This window comes from Biostraticola tofi (genome assembly GCF_004343195.1).
In the GTDB taxonomy this organism is placed as follows: domain Bacteria; phylum Pseudomonadota; class Gammaproteobacteria; order Enterobacterales; family Enterobacteriaceae; genus Biostraticola; species Biostraticola tofi.
Genome location: NZ_SMCR01000013.1, coordinates 1 through 17875 on the forward strand (window position 1 = coordinate 1; position 17875 = coordinate 17875).

The following is a 17875-nucleotide window of genomic DNA, read 5'->3' on the forward strand; positions in this document are numbered from 1 at the left end:
TATCTGTTCAGAACACTGTCAGAAGTCCGCGTGCTAACAGAAGACTGGCGCACAGAATATAACGAAGAACGCCCGCATAGCTCACTGGGTGATATCCCACCTGTTATCTATGCGAGGGAAAAACTGGCCGGAGATCCTCATTGGCGGTGGTACTAAAAACCGGAGGGACTACAGGGGTAAGTAAGGCAATGCTTTGGCTTACAATAGATTTTCAGATAAATAGGAGAAAATTATGTCAATTATAATGGATATTATTTCCGTTGTTGGTTCTGGAGTTTCGATATCGGGTATAACTCTCAAAGATCTAATCAAAAAAAATCCTAACAAAATTGAAATTGAAAGATACATAAAATTTCTTGAGCCAAAAAAAGTTTTAACATCACCATTTGATGATGAGATTCTTCCCGCAGTAATTAAAAGTTTAGAGGAAATAAAGAAAGAAACGGAAGGTTTTCGTCTGAAATGCAATGATGACTCAGTTTCATTAGTTCTTTTACATTTAATTTTGATTATGAGTGAAGAACTTATGAATCTGTATAAGCTTTCCAGCCTTAGTGATGGTAATGTAAAAATGTATAAAAGTTTGCAAAGGGTTAGGGTCAAGTTTGCGCAAGCACTTGCTATGCTCTGCAGCGCATATGATATCGATATAACTCATTCTGCACTTTCAACATTCATATTGGATTTGGGCTACAAACATCGTAGCTAATCAGCTAAGGAGGCACTATAAATGGAAACTTATAGTGCCTCCTTAGAGAGATTTTTTAGATTGTTCTATCGGTTTTCTAATTGAAATGGATTAATCCGTAATCGCCTCTAAGTTCATTATCAACAAGCTTGAAGTTCTCCATTTCTCTTTCAAGCCAGTAAGACTCCTCTATATGTTCGAGTAATATTATTTGAAAACCACCATGAGATTTCATTTTTTCAATAAAGGAATTAATCTCATTGAGAGCTGCATCAAGGCTTGCAAAATCATCAGTTTTTCTCCCACCAGTGCTGAAATATGGGGTGCTTGGTTGATCTATTACTAAAAATCTTGGAACCCATCGTACATTTCTTTCTCTTACTAACTCATGGAGTGCAAGAAAATAAGCTACATGTACATACATGTAGTTAGAGGCACTCCCTATATCGATCATTTTCTCTACTTGATTTTTATTGACTAAGTCTAGAGTTTTTTTCCCTTTATTAACTATTGGAGTTGCATCCTCAAATCCTTTAAGAGGCATCCTTGAAAGGGTTTGTTTAATTTTGTCATTAAGTAAACTCAGCGTATATTCTTTAAATATATTATTGTCTTTTACTTTACCCTCTAATTCATCTATTTTACTTGTTATACTCTCTATGCTTTCAGTGTAGTCATGCTTAGGTATAACATCAACTCTTTTGACTTCAGAACTTAGCTCACCAATGAAACGATATAAAGCACTTGGGGTTATGTTTTCATTACTGAGCAAGCTTAGTTTTTTACTTAGCAATGATATTTTTGATTCTATTTCTTTTTTCTTTTCATGAGTCTTAGAGATAAGCGAGTTTTTACCTTTCTGTGCTATAGCCTTTTTTATTTCTAAACTTTGATTCAAAAGTGATTTTACAATAGAATAAATGTTTTCTGTATATATAATATTATTGTAATTATCATCTAAATATTTGGCGATCAATAATGAGTCTTGGTTTTCTTTCAAGAATTTTTTATATTCTGTGCTTGTTTCAATATAGTCATTGATATCTGAAAGTTCTTTATTTAAAGTGAAATATTCTTTTTCTAATCTTATTCTTTCGTTAATCTCCGGGATTTCATTTATATCTTTGTAACTAATAATCGTTTTTAAATGATCAAGTTTATCACCTACCGTAGGCTCTTGATTATTACTTCTCGCTAAACCAAGATGATATGCTCTATCATAAAGAGATTCTATTTCATTCTCAAAGTTAACATAGGAATCCTTACTTGCTGATTGTTTATATTCAATTCGCGCAAGGTTTCTTTGTAGTTCCTCCAGCCGAGTTCTCATTATCATTGTTTCGGCATGTTCACTCCCCAGTGCCATATCAAAAGTTCGGTCAATGCGTTCTCTTGTTTTTAAATCGGAAATTTTCGAGTAAAGGTGCTCAGAAGATGTCAGTGTGGTTTGATCTATGAAGCAATGGGGAATGAAGTATCTATATGAGATCTTTGAACCTTGTTGAATAAATCTACCACCATATGGGATTTTTAGAGAGCTATTAATACCAAATTCATAATTTAAATGTTCTTTCAAAACGTTTTTCTTTAAATTATTAATCGGAGTTTCAGGAATTTCTCCATTTTTATCAAAATAAACGAAATCGTCTTCTTCATAGTGTGTGGCTTTTCTACAAATAGTATGATATTTACCATTTAAATTGAATCTAATGCCATACCAGTTGACAAAATTGTCTACATTTGTTTTAGATATTCCATCAGATGACGAAGATAATAAACAGTAATCAATAATAGACAATATTGATGATTTTCCTTTACCTGAGTCACCAGTTATAACATTTACTTTGTTTTCTTCAAGTTCAAAATTTCGTAAGGTTTTATTTGTTTGCCATATTAATATATTTGTAATCTGCATTATAATCTCACTCCACAAATATCGTATATATTGTGTGGTTCATCTAACATTAAATGTGCAATATTTAAAGATGCGGCCTGTATCTTTACAGCTCTCTTTCCAATAACAGTGACTGCATCATCAGAGATCAATTTTTTTCTAAAAATTAAGTGACCTTCAACTAATTCTGCTATACCATTTTCTATACATAGAGAAACACAGTTTATCGAAGATGGTAAGAAGTTATAATATCTTTTATTTGCAGCTACTAATAGTTCGGGTTTTGTTAATAATATATCTTGAAGAGATGTAATATTAGTTCTCTTGTGTGCTAAGTAATCTAAACTTCTTTTATGAAAAATTATTGGCAAAACTATCATGGCTTTACTTAATGCCATTTCATGTGTTATTGATAACACTTCTTGTATGGAAAAAACACCCAATAACTCATTATTATATATTTTCATTTATAGATAGACTCCCAATGTTGAAGCCATCCAATTGTTGGTTTATCTGACAATAGCAAAAATGTTCCAGTAGCCATAGACCTTGGCAATTTGTTATTTTCAAGTAAAATATCACATTTAACTGCCAATCCAGCATAAAGAGATAGAGCTATATTTTGATGTTCCTCATTTATTTCTGTATAACAAGTTCTCATATATGCTGTTAAATGCTGAGATTGCCATTCATCAAACGCTTTTTGATATATTAATTTTTCTTCATGTGCAGTCAAGTCACCAATACTCTGTAATTCTTGAATGAAAGCATCAGTTTTCGCCATTTCATTGATGTATTTGACGATTGCATCAACATTCAAATCCAAATCTTGAAGCTGTTTATAGGAGATTTTAGACTCAACATTGGTTGGATATGCGGATTCAAATTCATAGTATTGATCAAAGTTGTTGATGCAGTTTCTGGATATTTGGATGATTCTATCTACCGCAAGTTTATTTCGTAAATCATCATAGCTTATATTTATTTTAGTGTGATTTTTTACCAATGTATATTTGTATTCAAAAAATGCCCCTGATATATCATGAAAAACATCTGATATTTTATCTTCAGGAATAGCAAATGTTTTGAGCAAGGTCTTTATTTGTTCTATTATGCGATCTTCACCATGCTGAAAACTTATGCTATTAAATAATAGTTTTAAAATACCCTCGGGGACGGCGTTAATAGTAGAGATATATTTGTAAAGATCATCATTATGATTTTTGTGCTCTTGAAATATTATTTTTATTTCATCTATTATCTTCTGTATATTCTTAGTGTCGCTGGCTAAGAGTTGAACTAAACCACTTTCTAAGGTAATCCCTTTATTAGTATAAAAAATAAGACTAATATCTTTGTCGTCTATTATTTTTATCGCCTCTGACCAATTATATAAGGTTTTCCATAAATCAATATCTTTATTTGTTATGTTAGACTTGTTAATTGAATGCTTGACTTGGATAAAGGTTTTTTGTCCTTCAATATTCTCCAGATGGAGATCGTCATAGACTTCTATTCCTATGTTTTCCCCTGGTTTAAGTTCTAAGGCATGTTTTAGAGCAACATAATCTTGATAGGTAAAACCTATCGAATTTTTATCGGCATTTGTTTTTTCAAAGAAATCCATATGATAGCCCACTGAGGAAACAAGCAAAGAATGAATAAAAAAACATCAGTAAATTATTTTCACCATATCAAACACTAAAAGCATATGGAAGCACCCGTATCATAGTTTAGTTATATAACTTTATGTTTTTATACTGGTTTTATATACATATCATGCTTTGCATAACAGAAGGAGGGTATAGCTACTAAGCATTCTGATGTAACATCGGAATTTAAAAATGATATAAGGGGCACAATAAGGATACGGGCAATTTCAAGCCATCCCTGGCTTTCTTGCTAACTCCCAATGTTAGTCAGGCAGCAATAGCTTTAAATTTTTGAGCAGTGACGTAATCACCCCACCACTGCATAAGAACCATTCGTTCAGCAAGATACTCCGCACGATTATACGCTGCGATGATTTCATCTTTTTTCGAGTGGGCAAGAGCTGCTTCAAGAACTTCGGTTCTGAACTTACCGGACTCTTCTGCTGCTGTTCTTGCAATGGAACGCATACCGTGCGCTACCAGTTCGCCACCAAACCCCATACGGATGATCGCTGCATTAGCTGTTTGTTCATGCATATGGCTAAGAGGAGCTTTTATGCTGGGGAAAATCCACTCCCCGTGCCTACTGATTGGTTCCATTGATTTGAGTATTCGTATGGCCTCTTTGCTCAGTGGAACCTTATGGGGATTTTTCATCTTCATGAACTCTGCGGGAATGTTCCACATACCATTATCAATATCTATATCCACCCATCTGACACGAACAGCTTCGCCCGGACGAACCCAGGTCAACAATTGCCATTCTATCAGCATACGTGTTTCCAGACGGACTGAGGCATTAGCTAAGGAAGCCATAAATCTTGGCAGTTCGCTGGGGGGAAGGGCAGGCATATTTTGCTTTTTGGGCTTACTGAAACGTTGACCGAGATTGTCAGCAGGGTTGAACTCAATGAGTTCCTCAGTAGCTGCATAGCGGAAAATTTCATTTAGTCGTGAAATAATTCGCCGTAGGGTTTCCAGAACACCACGCTGCTCAATAGGATCAAGATGCTGCTTTAGTAGCTTAGGGCGTATTTCTTTGATTGGGACGTTCCCTAGACCGGGAAAGATGTTCCGTTCAAGGCTACGCCAGATATCTTCGGCATGGTCTTTTGAGATGCCAGAGGTCTTTACCTTCTCATCTAACCACTTCCGAGCAACGGCTTGTAGCGTATGTTCAGTAGCATCCTTTAATGCATTAGCTTTATAGCTGTTATGGACTTGTGGATCGATGCCGTTGGCAAGCAAGTATAGATATTCATCACGTAAAGCTCTTGATCTTGCCAATGTAAGGTGCGGATAGGTCCCAAGACTCATTTCTGTGCGCTTTTTAGTCACTGGCACTGCATACCTGAAATACCAGTTTTTCTTGCCACCCTTAGAGAGGGGAGCAATTCGTAGAGTCAAGCCCTCACCGTCAAATAAGTTGATTTCTTTGTCCGAAGGTTTGGTGCTTTTGATTTCAGTATCCGTGAGTTTTTTGCGAGTTTTGCCATTTTGGGACCCTCAAGTTTTGGACCCTTTGCGTTGGGTCCCAAAAAGGGTGCCATAACGAGTAGCTTCTAGCAATTCTCGGTAGACTAATATAGACGTAAAAAAGCCCGCAAGGCTGGTTCCAAGCGGGCTTAGTAGATTTTACTAGACTTCGGTAAAACAGAATTTGGTGGAGCTGGCGGGATTTGAACCCGCGTCCGGAATTTCTACATCCTCGGTACTACATGCTTAGTCCAATCATTACATTCGCCTGGCAGCTGCGGATGGACACGCTACTGACAAACTAGCCTGATTGAGTTTAACGCTTCAGCCCCAGGCAGGACATCCACGCGATCTCTTTTGGGTTTGACCTCTCTTGATCCCCGTCCTAAGAGCGGAGGCTAGGGAGAGAGGGAGCGTTCAGTTTCTTAGGCTGATTAAGCTGCTAAAGCAGCACGTTCGAATTGCGAGTCGTTTGCAATTATTTTTTTTGAGGCTTTTTACGAGGCCAGCCTCACCTCGGCATGCACCTTGGGTTTCGTCAATCCCGTCGAATCCAGAATCAGCCCCAAGTTGTTAATTTCATTATAGCAAACTAAGCACATCACGGCAAATGCTAACGGTTGGCGTGTTTCATGATGCGTTCTTTGCTGACCTGCCATTCCCGATCTTTGATGTCGGTACGTTTGTCGAACTCTTTCTTACCTTTGGCTACGCCAATTTTGACCTTGACCCAGGCATTTTTCCAGTAAAGCGACAGGGCAACGACGGTATAGCCGTCACGGTTGACGCGACCAAACAGCGTAGCCAGCTCACGCTGGTTAAGCAGCAATTTGCGGGTCCGCATGGGTTCGCAGACAACATGTGATGATGCCACGGTCAGCGGCTGGAAAGTGGCGCCGAACAGATAGGCCTCACCGTCTTTGAGCACCACGTAGCTGTCACTGATGTTGGCTTTGCCAGCACGGAGTGATTTGACTTCCCATCCCTGCAAAGAGAGTCCGGCTTCATACTCTTGCTCGATGAAATATTCATGCCGGGCACGTTTGTTTTGAGCAATGGTGGCCGAACCGGGTTTGTGTGCTTTTTTCTTTGTCATAATGCGAAATATTATACAGTTATGTGGTGGAAATTAAATGGTTTCATCACTTAGTCGGTCAAATTTCGGCAGTTATGCGCCAAACAGCACAGAACAGCATTTTTATCTCAACACATATAAATGATAATATTAGTCAGTACAGACAAGACAGGACAGCTTATGCCCCATATTAATCGCTCCGCATTGGTACCTTACAGTTCGGAGCAAATGTTCGCTTTGGTCAATGACATTGGTTCCTACCCTGAATTTATACCTGGCTGCACTGCCAGCCGGGTGCTGGGCAAGGAGGGCAATGAACTGACCGCCCAGATGGCGGTGTCCAAGGCGGGCATCAGTAAAACGTTTACTACCCGCAATGTCATCACTGACAACCAAAGTATTGTCATGCGACTGGTAGAAGGCCCATTTCAATCTTTTGCCGGCGGCTGGCGTTTTACCACCCTAAGCCCTGAAGCCTGCAAGGTTGAATTCGATTTAACCTTCGAATTTAAAAATAAACTGATTGAGCTAGCCTTCGGGCACATCTTCAAAGAAATGGCCAACAGCATGGTCCAGGCGTTTACCCAACGGGCCAAAGAGGTCTACAGTGCCTGAGATCCACGTTGAGGTGGTCTATGCCTTGCCCGAGAAACAGTATTTACGCAAAGTGGTGCTGGAGGAGGGGAGTACGCTGGAACAGGCTATCAAAGCCTCAGGGCTGCTAACTCAACGCCGCGACATCAGTTTGGCAACCAATAAGGTCGGGATCTTCAGTCGCCCGGCCAAACTCGAAGACCAGGTGAATGACGGTGACCGGGTGGAAATTTATCGCCCGCTGCTGGTCGATCCCAAAGAGCTTCGACGTCAGCGCGCCGAGCGCACCAAAAAATAAGGCTGTGAAGCGAAATCTACCGCTGTCGGTATGTTTCCCTGCTTTTCAGTTGGTGCAGCGGGCCTGCACCCCAGTTAAGGCCTTCGCTGAGTTAAAACGATACCATGCTGCGTACACACCATATCGTTTTTCCTGCCTCATCGACCGGCATACCGCTTGGTTAAACCGTCAATCAGCTGTCAGACTTGGCGTTTAGCGCACCTTTATTATCGATATGAATCAAAGTATCACTGCTGTCAAAGGTCAACGTAAGGGTCTGCTGGGAAATGGCTTCGTGGCCCGGTTGGCGGCGGAAAACGTAATACCAGGTATTTGAGCCAAAGGGATCCTGCAGCATTGACGTGCCGAGTGTATAGGCCACCTGTTGCTTATTCATGCCCGTATGGATCTTGGATACGTCAGCGGCGGTAAGGTAGTTGCCCTGATTAATATCCGGACGATAGACCACTCTTTCAAACATAGAACAACCGGCAGTCAGCATAAGTAGAACGGCAGCAGCAGCAGTCAACGTCTTACAGCTCATAATAATCACATTCCTTTTAGGCATAGGATGCCGATGATAATAGACCTTGCGGGCGTTTGGAACCTCTACAAGGCTGATCTATGACCTCAGGAAGGTAAAAAAGTTGGCCTTTTTTATGCGGCAAGCAAATCCCGGGCGTTTGCCAGGGTGTTTCTGGTCACCTCAGATCCGCCCAACAGCCGCGCCAGCTCTTGCAGGCGCGCTTTTCTGTCCAGCGGATGCATTTCGGTTTCGGTCACATTGCCGTCGGTATTTTTACTGACAAAAAAATGATGATGACCTGAACCGGCTACCTGGGGTAAATGGGTGACACACATCACCTGAGTGGATTCGCCCAACTGGCGCAGCATCCTTCCCACAGTGGCTGCAGTCGGGCCGCTGATACCCACATCCACTTCATCGAATATCAACGCCGGGGTGTCCATTTTTCGCGCGGTGATCATCTGTATCGCCAGCGCAATACGTGAAAGTTCACCCCCTGAGGCCACCTTCGCCAACGGCTGTAGCGGTTGGCCGGGGTTGGTGGTGACCAGGAACTCAACACGACTGGCGCCTTCTGCATTCAGCTGATCGGGCGTAAAGCGGGTATTAATCGCCAATTGTCCATGAGGCAGAGAGAGTTCGTGCATGCTGCGGGTAATAAGGCTCGCCAGCTCATTACCGTGTTCCACGCGTTTGTCATGAAGTTCGCGGGCGACCGACATCGCCTCAAGGCGATAGCGCTCTACCGCTTGGGAAAGCGAGTCAGAGTCTGTGTCGTGCTTATCAAGCAGTTGCTGTTCGGCCAGCAGTTGCTGATGGAACTGGTGCAATTCTTCAGGGCGCACGTGGTGCTTGCGCGCCAGGCTGATATGGCGCGACAGCCGCTGCTCCAGTTCGGATAACCGCACGGGGTCCAGATCAATGCCGTCGCTGTAGTGGCGTAATTCGTCACTGGCCTCGCTGAGCTGAATGGAGGCTTCCTCAAGCAGGGCCATGATGCCGGACAAGCCCGGGTCCAGGCTGACCAGCTCGGTGACGCGCGATTTAAGGGCATGAGTCAGGCTGAGCAGGTTGTGGTCGTCACCCTCGCTGAGCATGTCCATGGCCTGGCGGGTCATAGAGATAAGTTGTCCGCTGTTGGCCAGGCGTTTATATTCCAGGTCGACCTGCTCGTATTCCTCCGCCACCGGGGCAAACTCGTTCAGTTCTTTGAGCTGATACTGCAGCAATTCCCGGCGAGCTTCACGCTCTGCGGCATGCTGACGAAATGAGGCCAGTTCAACGCAGCTCTGATGCCATTGGCTGTAGGAGGCAGCCATTTTCGCCAGCAGCGGTTTTTCGTCGGCATAGGCATCCAGCAGGTTTTTCTGGTGATCGGGCCGCAACAGCATCTGATGGGCGTGCTGACCGTGAATCTGGATAAGGAACTGGCCCAGTTCACGCAACTGGGATAATGGGACCGGCGTGCCGTTAATAAAACCGCGGGAGCGGCCGTCATGGCCGACCACCCGCCTTAGCAGGCATTCCTGTCCGTTATCAAGCTCATTTTCAACCAGCCATTGGCCGGCCAGCGGAGCGTCATTAAGGGCGAAACGCGCACAGATATCGGCCCTCGCTGCGCCAGGCCTGACCATGCTGGCTTCAGCCCGGCTGCCAAGGCACAGCCCGAGCGCATCGATGGCGATGGATTTGCCCGCGCCGGTTTCGCCGGTGATAACGCTCATACCCGTCTGAAAATCGATGATTAACTCGCGTACAATAGCAAAATTCGCAATGGTAAGTTGAGCCAGCATGATGAGTTTCCTGTATATAAAAACAGAGGTGTTCTTATCACCAGTATAAACTGGTTTTTTATACAGTAAAGCGGCTCGGCCCGATTTTCAGAATAATTTTTTCGACCATCCCAGTTTTGAACTTAAGGTATTGAAATAGTTGTAATCATGGGGGTGTACCAGCTCAAGATGATAATCACTGCGGCGAATGAATATTTCCTCACCTTCCTGAATAGGCAGCGCGATCTGGCTGTCGCAGCTGATTTCGAGGTCGGCGGTCACCTGGGAAAACCTGAGCCGGATGGTGCTGTTGCCGCTTATCACCAAGGGCCTGGAGGAGAGGGTATGGGGAAACATCGGCACCAGGGCGATGGCATCTATGGTTGGCATCAGTATCGGACCACCCGCTGACAATGAATATGCCGTCGAGCCGGTGGGCGTGGCGATAATCAGTCCATCCGAACGCTGGGAAAAGGCGAACCGATCGTCGATATAGACCTCGAATTCGATCATATGAGCCACTTTGCCCGGATGCAGCACCACTTCATTAATCGCCGTACTGAGCCTGCCGCAGACGCCTTCACGGCAGACTTGCGCTTCCAGCAGGAAGCGCTGTTCGCAGCGGTATTCGCCGTTGAGCACGTCAGAAAGCTGCTGCAGGGCCGAGTCCGGGTCCAGGTCGGTCAGAAAACCGAGATTGCCGCGGTTAATGCCGATGACTTTAATATTGTAGCGCGCCAGAATACGCGCCGCTCCCAGCATATTTCCGTCACCGCCGACCACCACCGCCAGATCGGCACGCTGGCCGATATCCGCCAGGCTGCCGGTGTTGGCCTCGGTCAGGTCCAGATCACGTGCTATTTGATGCTCCAGAATGACTGTATGCCCTTTCTCGCTAAGCCAGTGAAAGAGCATTTCATGGGTGGCCAGTGCATTAGGGTGGCGTGGATGCCCAACGATGCCGATAGTTTGAAAGGGTTTATTCATTGATTGTGGATCCTCGCCATGTTTTGCAGGCTTCATTATGTGCCATCCCTTGAATCCCTGCCATTGATCCCCATAATAAGCGGACTAGCAAGAATAATGCTAAACCGCGGAGATAACTCATGATGAGTAGTAAAGAACAGAAGTCCCCTGACGAGCAAGTCTCAACTGAGAATGAAATGGAACGAGGGCAGCAAGCGGAAGCCGCACCTGAGACGGCAGAAGTCGTGGATCCTCGTGATGAGCGTATCGCTGAACTAGAAGCTTCCTTGGCCGAGCTGCAGCAGCGCGAACGTGACAGTTTGTTGCGCGCCAAGGCCGAGATGGAAAATGTTCGCCGCCGTGCTGAACTGGATCGTGAGAAAGCCCACAAGTTCGCGTTGGAAAAATTTGCCGGAGAACTGTTACCGGTCATTGATAACCTGGAGCGTGGTCTGGAAATGGCGGACCGTGCGAATAGCGAATTGACCGGCACTATTGAAGGGATTGAGCTGACGCTTAAATCATTGCTGGATGCAGTACGCAAATTTGGTATTGAAGTGGTCGGGGATATTAATGTGCCTTTCAATCCTGAAGTCCACCAGGCCATGACCATGCTGGAATCTGATGAACATCAGCCTAATCATGTCATGATGGTGATGCAAAAGGGCTATACCCTTAACGGCAGGTTGTTGCGCCCTGCCATGGTTGCGGTATCCAAAGCCAAATCCTGACGGATGTTTTAAAGCCATTTTTTTGCGCCGGGAACCCCCTTCCCGGCGCTTTTTAGCCAGTCCGCCCCTAGCGTGCTCATCAAACCAGGTTGGGCGTCAAGTAATAGCTCTGCTGGCGTGATGTTGACTGTTAAGCCTGACCATAACCACGACTTGAAACCAAAGCATGCGACCATGCTGAGACTCTCGCCAGACTTCTGCAGGGTTCACACTGCCGATGCTCTCACTAGGACCGCAGCACCGGCTGCCAGTCTATCGGCATTTTGCCCTGCTGCGTCAGTAACTGATTAGTCTGGGAAAAATGCTTACAGCCTAAAAAGCCGCGATGCGCCGATAAGGGCGACGGGTGCGGGGCCTTGAGTACATGGTGACGATTGGCGTCAATGATGCTGCCCTTTTTCTGGGCATGCGATCCCCACAGCAGGAACACCACCCCCTCTTGGCGCCGGTTAATCACCTCTATCACTTTATCGGTAAATTTTTCCCAGCCCAGACTGGCATGGGAATGGGCGGCACCCGCCTCGACGGTTAACACGGTATTGAGCAGTAGCACGCCCTGTTCGGCCCAGCTTTGCAGGCAACCATGGCTAGGGCGGGTAAAACCGTCAATATCACTGGCAAGCTCTTTATAGATATTGGCCAGCGAAGGAGGGGCGGGAATACCGGGTCGCACCGAAAAAGACAATCCATGGGCCTGATTAGGACCGTGATAGGGATCCTGACCAAGAATAACCACATTGACGTTGCCCAGCTCAGTATAGCGGAACGCATTGAACACCTCTTTTTGCGGCGGATAGACCGTTTTTCCTGCTGCGCGTTCTGCCGCCACAAAGGCCAGCGTATCCTGAAAATAGGGCTGTTGTTTCTCTTCAGCCAGGGCATCGCGCCAGGTAAGGCTCTGCGTCATGATTCACGCTCCATGTTTGTATTTAAAGTATAAGCTTACTTGCATCGACGGCCAGACGAAACGATTTCCGACGTGATAGTCGAATGTAAAATATTTTGATATTTTCAAAAAAAAGTAGATTTACGTGATCTGACTTATATTTATAAAATTGATGTAAAACAAAAAGATGCTGTCTTAAGTCTGTTATAGACCTTCTGTTTATTGATTTTAATCAAGGAATGCTGGCCCGTTGGCTGGTATATAAACAAGTAAGCACAATGGTTTTACCAACTATCCAGTCTGCTGCCATACAGTCAGCTCACGGTACTGGACTAGTGATGGACGTCATTTTAACGGAGGCATTTATGATTATCGGTACTCAAATCACCAAAGCAGACAACAGTGCGCTGGTTAATTCTTTCTGGCTGCTGGACAAGAGCAAAGAAGAAGCTCGTTGCCTGTGCGCTGTTGCCGGTTACGCGGATGACCAGATTGTTTCGCTGCGCGATCTGGGCAATATCGAATACCGTGAAATCCCGCTTGAGCAGAAAGAAGTGGTTCGGGTTGAAGGTGGCCAGCATTTGAATGTCAATGTGCTCAGCCGTGAAACGCTGGAAGACGCTGTCGCCAATCCGGAAAAATACCCGCAATTGACCATCCGCGTCTCAGGTTATGCAGTGCGCTTCAACTCGCTGACCCCAGAACAGCAACGCGATGTGATTACCCGTACTTTCACTGAAAGCATGTAATTCATCGTTTTGAAACGCTGGATAGCGAAAAGGGAGCCTGGGCTCCCTTTTTTTTATTGGCTAATCTCAAAAGCAGCGGCAAATCCAGCTGCTCTGGTTTGGCTCACCGGCTGCCAGATTGTGCAATGCTCAAGCGCTGAATGAAATTAAGCCATATTCCTTATCGTGCCATTACCCCTTCACCACGAAGATAAAGTCAAATAAATCAATGCTTAAAAAGCATCCATTCTTTCTTGATGCTGCTATCCGCCGGAATCCAGACAAAGACGTACTGGGAAATAAGCCTTTGACATGGTTTGCATTCCTAGATGCCTATAATTCCCAAAAAAGTCACGTGGTCATCCCTCTTTAGGCACAATAATAGCGTGTCACTGCTGTTTTAATCATCACCCTTGCCTGAGGGGGGTGCCGCCGAAGTTGCGACCGCCGCCGTTTTGCCTGTGCGGCGCTTACCGATATTTTTCTTGTCGCGCAGACGCACCTTAACCTTCGGCTTATCTTTATCGAGTTTCTCTTCTTTTTTCTCTTTACGCTTGGCCAGTACTTTCTTCGATGGCTTGCCGGTGACTTTGGCGGATGGAGCACGGGTTTCCGGGCGCAGGGTATCGATGACGCGCGGTTTCAGCGGTTCGTTCAGATAACGGCTGATTTTTCCCAGCAACAGATGGTCATGGGATTCGACCAGAGAAATAGCCGACCCTTTTCTGCCGGCGCGGGCAGTACGCCCGATACGGTGCAGGTAAACATCAGCGGTGGTCGGCAGGTCATAGTTGATGACGTGGCTGACATCATCGATATCCAGACCGCGGGCGGCGACGTCGGTTGCGACCAGCACGTTCATTCGCCCATCATTCATGCGCTTGATGGCTTCGTTACGCTTCGCCTGGACCATTTCTCCCTCCAGGTAGCAGGAATTGATCCCTGCTTCGCGCAGCCAGCCTACCAGTTCATGGACGCGCTCGCGCTTGCGCACGAAGACGATGGTTTTGGTGACGTCCGTTTGCTTGAGTAAATGGCAAAGCAGCGCCGTTTTATGAGCCAGGTCATCGGCACGGTAATACCACTGGACGATTTTTTTACGTTCTCGGCGAGAAGGGGTAGCATCAATCTCAACCGGATCATTGAGCAGGCGCTCTGAGAAATCCTTGACCGCATTCCCTTCCAGGGTGGCAGAAAACAGCAGCGTCTGCTTGCGCCAGCGAGTTTCGGCGGCGATCTGCTCAACATCCTGAGCAAAGCCCATATCCAGCATACGGTCAGCTTCATCAAGAATCAGCGTTTCGACCGCCCGGCAGTCAAAGTTTTCTTCTTTGATGTATTGCAGTAAGCGGCCAGTGGTGGCGACGACAATATCCTGATTATCGCTGAATACCACCGCATGGTTCATGTAAGCCACACCGCCGGTAATGGTCGCGATATCCAGATGGGTATGCGCGGCCAGTTCTTTAGCTTGCTCTGCGACCTGCATAGCCAGTTCACGCGTCGGGGTAACGATCAGCACGCGTGGCGGGCCTGATTTCTTGCGCGGGAAATCGAGCAGGTGCTGGAGCACCGGCAGCAGATAGGCTGCGGTCTTGCCGGTACCGGTAGGTGCCGAACCCAACACGTCACGTCCTTCCATCGCCGGCGGGATGGCCTCGGCCTGAATGGCGGTAGGTCGTTCGTAGCCTTTGTCGCGCAGCGCGTCGAGCAGGCTTTCGTGTAGATCAAGTTCGGTGAAAAGGGTTACAGTCATGGGCTACCTCTGGTTGGGGCGCAGATTATAGACGGATCCGCCACATTGTTCATCTGTTTCCGTCTTTGGGCTGGCTTTCGTCCGGCGGTGGTTTGACATAAAGTACCGCGATCATACCAGGAGATGCTAATGCCGATGGATACACCGCTCGATAAAAGCCGGATGCGCGCCGGCGGATTTACCTTCAGGAAATTCTTTGTCGCCCATGATCGCTGTGCAATGAAAGTGGGAACCGATGGCGTTTTGCTCGGAGCCTGGGCACCGATAAACGGTGTCTCGCGTGTTCTGGATATAGGTACCGGCAGCGGTCTGGTGGCGCTAATGCTTGCTCAGCGACTTGCCGAGGCAACCGTCGAGCATGCCCGGCGCAAGTCACTATCTGCTGATGTTGACCCGCCAACCGCCGCAGAAAATAGGGATTCAACCGGCGCTGGCCTGCCGCTCCAGCCGCGGGTAGTCATTCATGGGGTGGAACTGGTCCAGGCCGCTGCCGCCCAGGCGGCGGAAAACATCAAGGCCAGTCCCTGGTCGTCTTCCATGAGAATAATCAACCAAGACATCGTCGCCTATGCGCGGGACGTGGCGGCCCGCTATGATCTGATTGTCTGCAATCCGCCCTATTTCCCGCCTGGCGTGCCCTGTGGTACAGAACAACGCGACCAGGCCCGCTACACTGCCAGTCTGGACCACCAGAGCCTGCTGGCCGCCGCCTGGCGCCTACTGACGCCGGCCGGCCATCTGGCGCTGGTGCTGCCGGAGGCGATTGCTGACCGCATAATCAGTCTGGCCGCCCGTCAGGGTCTGCACCTGCGCGCCCGCTGTCGGGTGAGCGAGAATCAGCGCAAGCCTGCCCACCGAGCGCTATTGCTGTTTTCCCGCGCCCCAGGTGAGATGACTGAAACCAGCCTGGTACTGCGCGATAGCGATAATCGCTATTCGGCGGACTTTCGTCGCTTGACCGGAATGTTCTATCTGGCGCACTAGCCAGAAAACAGAGCGTGCAGGCTTTGCCCAGAGAGCAGAGCGTACAGGCTTTGCCCAGAGAGCACAGCGTACAGGCTTTGCCCAGAGAGAGCACAGCGTGCCGGCTTTGCCCAGACAGCAGAGCTACAGGCTCTGCATTCAACCACTGGCGTTAAGTGCCTAACGGGCCTGCCTGCCGATAGGCGACGGCTTTATGGCGCCAGAATGGTCGGGGTCGGATTCTGCAGCATACCCGGATAGTCCAGAGTGTAGTGCAGTCCGCGGCTCTCTTTGCGCTGCATTGCACTTTTGACGATCAGTTCGGCTACCAGGGTCAGGTTGCGCACCTCTAGCAGGTTATTGGAAATCCGGAAATTTGAGTAATACTCATTGATTTCCTTCTGCAACAGATTGATGCGGCCAAGCGCGCGCTCCAGGCGCTTGGTGGTACGGACAATGCCGACATAGTCCCACATGAATAACCGCAGTTCATGCCAGTTATGTTGCAGAACCACTTCTTCGTCTGAATCTTCAACCCGACTTTCGTCCCAGGCGGGCAGGCAAGGGACTGAATCGACCGATGGCAGCCTGGCGACGATATCCTCTGCTGCCGACCAGCCATAGACCAGGCATTCGAGCAGGGAATTCGACGCCAGCCGATTGGCGCCGTGCAGGCCGGTATAGCTGACCTCGCCAATCGCATAGAGGCCGGCCAGATCGGTCCGACCCTGCTGGTCGACCATCACGCCGCCACAGGTGTAATGAGCCGCCGGCACTATCGGAATGGGCTGGCGGGTCAGATCAATATCCAGTGTGAGCAATTTCTGGTAAATGGTGGGAAAGTGATGGCGGATAAAATCCGCCGGCTTGTGGCTGATATCCAGATACATACAGTCAGCCCCGAGCCGCTTCATTTCATGGTCAATAGCGCGGGCAACGATGTCACGGGGGGCCAGCTCGCCGCGTTCATCGAAGTCCGGCATAAAACGGCTGCCGTCAGGCCGTTTAAGATGGGCGCCTTCACCGCGCAGCGCTTCGGTCAGCAGAAAGTTGCGAGCCTGGGGATGGAAAAGGCAAGTCGGATGAAACTGATTGAATTCAAGATTGGCAACCCTGCAGCCGGCTCTCCAGGCCATGGCGATACCATCGCCTGATGAAATATCCGGGTTAGTGGTGTACTGGTAGACTTTTGAACTGCCGCCTGTGGCGATAACCACCGATTTTGCCCGGCAGGTTTCGACCCGTTCCTTTTCGCGATTCCAGATATAGGCGCCGACCACACGTCGGGGACCACTGCGACCGATTTTATCAGAGGTAATCAGGTCTACCGCATTACAGCGCTCCATGACAGAGATAGCGGGATGACGGGCGATCTGGCTTACCAGGGTGGTTTCTACTTCACGACCGGTGGCATCAGCCGCATGCAGGATCCGTCGATGGCTGTGCCCTCCCTCGCGAGTCAGGTGATAACGATCATCAGAAGCTACACCGCTTTCGGTATCAAACAGCACCCCTTGATCGATAAGCCATTGGACACAGTGGCGGGCATTGCCGGCGATAAATTCGACCGCCTGGCGATCGCAAAGGCCGGCGCCGGCCACCAGAGTATCGTCAACATGGGAGGCAATGCTGTCTCCCTCGTCGAATACCGCGGCAATGCCGCCCTGGGCATAAAACGTAGAACCTTCGTTAAGAGGACCTTTGCTCAAAACCATAACGCTGCAGTGGCCGGCCAGGCGAAGCGCCAATGACAGACCGGCCGCACCGCTGCCGATGACCAGCACATCGGTGACGTATTCGGTAGACGTTTGCATAGAAAAGGGCGTTTTCCGGCAAATTGGGAAGTGTTTTTCGATATTAACACCCTATTATTTATGACTGAAACATTAAT

Annotated in this window: 17 protein-coding genes, 1 other RNA gene and 1 pseudogene; 7 read left to right on the top strand and 12 right to left on the bottom strand. The window is 47.4% G+C overall.

The window, feature by feature from the left end; translation table 11 throughout:
• Both EDC52_RS17835 and EDC52_RS17840 read left to right on the top strand, forming a co-directional pair.
• On the top strand, positions 1-156 hold a 156-nt coding region (locus tag EDC52_RS17835), incomplete at its 5' end, for an integrase core domain-containing protein (protein ID WP_165911750.1).
• A gap of 76 nt (positions 157-232) precedes the next feature.
• The gene (locus tag EDC52_RS17840) at positions 233-709 is read left to right on the top strand and encodes a hypothetical protein (RefSeq protein ID WP_011815739.1); all 477 of its coding nucleotides are present in this window, start codon (positions 233-235) and stop codon (positions 707-709) included.
• Between the two features lie 76 nt (positions 710-785).
• Here the strand turns inward: EDC52_RS17840 and EDC52_RS17845 are convergent, their stop codons facing one another.
• The 6 genes and pseudogenes from EDC52_RS17845 to smpB form a co-directional block, all read right to left on the bottom strand.
• Positions 786-2603 carry a DUF3732 domain-containing protein gene (locus tag EDC52_RS17845; RefSeq protein ID WP_165911751.1) on the bottom strand — a complete coding sequence of 606 codons (1818 nt, stop codon included), beginning with the start codon at positions 2601-2603 and terminating at the stop codon, positions 786-788.
• Entirely contained in the window at positions 2603-3049 is a 447-nt protein-coding gene (locus tag EDC52_RS17850) for a three component ABC system middle component (RefSeq protein WP_042661335.1), read from the bottom strand. The genes EDC52_RS17845 and EDC52_RS17850 overlap by 1 nt, the downstream gene beginning before the upstream one ends.
• The gene (locus EDC52_RS17855) at positions 3046-4209 is read right to left on the bottom strand and encodes a hypothetical protein (protein ID WP_230468093.1); all 1164 of its coding nucleotides are present in this window, start codon (positions 4207-4209) and stop codon (positions 3046-3048) included. Before EDC52_RS17855 ends, EDC52_RS17850 begins: the two co-directional genes overlap by 4 nt.
• Positions 4210-4501: 292 nt before the next feature.
• Positions 4502-5725 (bottom strand): annotated as a pseudogene (locus EDC52_RS17860) (phage integrase central domain-containing protein); the annotation flags it as partial.
• Between the two features lie 170 nt (positions 5726-5895).
• Positions 5896-6277: a transfer-messenger RNA gene (ssrA, locus tag EDC52_RS17865) on the bottom strand.
• Between the two features lie 46 nt (positions 6278-6323).
• Positions 6324-6806: an SsrA-binding protein SmpB gene (smpB, locus tag EDC52_RS17870; protein WP_131867399.1), complete on the bottom strand. Its 483-nt coding sequence runs from the start codon at positions 6804-6806 to the stop codon at positions 6324-6326.
• Positions 6807-6965: 159 nt separating this feature from the next.
• On the opposite strand from smpB, the gene EDC52_RS17875 reads away from it, so the two are divergent.
• On the top strand, positions 6966-7400 hold the full coding sequence (locus tag EDC52_RS17875; RefSeq protein WP_131867401.1) for an SRPBCC family protein: 435 nt from the start codon (positions 6966-6968) through the stop codon (positions 7398-7400).
• Positions 7393-7677, top strand: coding sequence for an RnfH family protein (locus EDC52_RS17880; RefSeq protein ID WP_131867403.1), 285 nt, complete (start codon positions 7393-7395; stop codon positions 7675-7677). The genes EDC52_RS17875 and EDC52_RS17880 overlap by 8 nt, the downstream gene beginning before the upstream one ends.
• 172 nt (positions 7678-7849) lie before the next feature.
• On the opposite strand, the gene bamE is transcribed toward EDC52_RS17880, so the two are convergent.
• The 3 genes from bamE to nadK form a co-directional block, all read right to left on the bottom strand.
• Entirely contained in the window at positions 7850-8200 is a 351-nt protein-coding gene (bamE, locus tag EDC52_RS17885; RefSeq protein ID WP_131867405.1) for an outer membrane protein assembly factor BamE, read from the bottom strand.
• Between the two features lie 113 nt (positions 8201-8313).
• Positions 8314-9975: a DNA repair protein RecN gene (gene recN / locus EDC52_RS17890; RefSeq protein ID WP_131867407.1), complete on the bottom strand. Its 1662-nt coding sequence runs from the start codon at positions 9973-9975 to the stop codon at positions 8314-8316.
• A gap of 87 nt (positions 9976-10062) precedes the next feature.
• Positions 10063-10941 carry an NAD(+) kinase gene (gene nadK, locus EDC52_RS17895; protein WP_131867409.1) on the bottom strand — a complete coding sequence of 293 codons (879 nt, stop codon included), beginning with the start codon at positions 10939-10941 and terminating at the stop codon, positions 10063-10065.
• A gap of 122 nt (positions 10942-11063) precedes the next feature.
• Here nadK and grpE point away from each other — a divergent pair, with 122 nt between their 5' ends.
• Positions 11064-11651, top strand: coding sequence for a nucleotide exchange factor GrpE (gene grpE, locus EDC52_RS17900; RefSeq protein ID WP_131867519.1), 588 nt, complete (start codon positions 11064-11066; stop codon positions 11649-11651).
• A gap of 226 nt (positions 11652-11877) precedes the next feature.
• Here the strand turns inward: grpE and ung are convergent, their stop codons facing one another.
• The gene (gene ung / locus EDC52_RS17905) at positions 11878-12558 is read right to left on the bottom strand and encodes a uracil-DNA glycosylase (RefSeq protein ID WP_131867411.1); all 681 of its coding nucleotides are present in this window, start codon (positions 12556-12558) and stop codon (positions 11878-11880) included.
• A 344-nt stretch (positions 12559-12902) separates the two neighbouring features.
• On the opposite strand from ung, the gene grcA reads away from it, so the two are divergent.
• Positions 12903-13286, top strand: a complete 384-nt coding sequence (gene grcA / locus EDC52_RS17910) for an autonomous glycyl radical cofactor GrcA (RefSeq protein WP_131867413.1) — start codon at positions 12903-12905, stop codon at positions 13284-13286.
• A gap of 379 nt (positions 13287-13665) precedes the next feature.
• Here grcA and srmB read toward each other — a convergent pair whose 3' ends face one another.
• Positions 13666-15021 carry an ATP-dependent RNA helicase SrmB gene (gene srmB / locus EDC52_RS17915; protein WP_131867415.1) on the bottom strand — a complete coding sequence of 452 codons (1356 nt, stop codon included), beginning with the start codon at positions 15019-15021 and terminating at the stop codon, positions 13666-13668.
• 135 nt (positions 15022-15156) lie between these two features.
• Between srmB and EDC52_RS17920 the strand changes: the two genes are divergently transcribed.
• Positions 15157-16005, top strand: coding sequence for a tRNA1(Val) (adenine(37)-N6)-methyltransferase (locus tag EDC52_RS17920; RefSeq protein ID WP_131867521.1), 849 nt, complete (start codon positions 15157-15159; stop codon positions 16003-16005).
• Between the two features lie 191 nt (positions 16006-16196).
• On the opposite strand, the gene nadB is transcribed toward EDC52_RS17920, so the two are convergent.
• Positions 16197-17798: an L-aspartate oxidase gene (gene nadB, locus EDC52_RS17925; protein ID WP_131867417.1), complete on the bottom strand. Its 1602-nt coding sequence runs from the start codon at positions 17796-17798 to the stop codon at positions 16197-16199.
• Positions 17799-17875 lie beyond the last annotated feature (77 nt).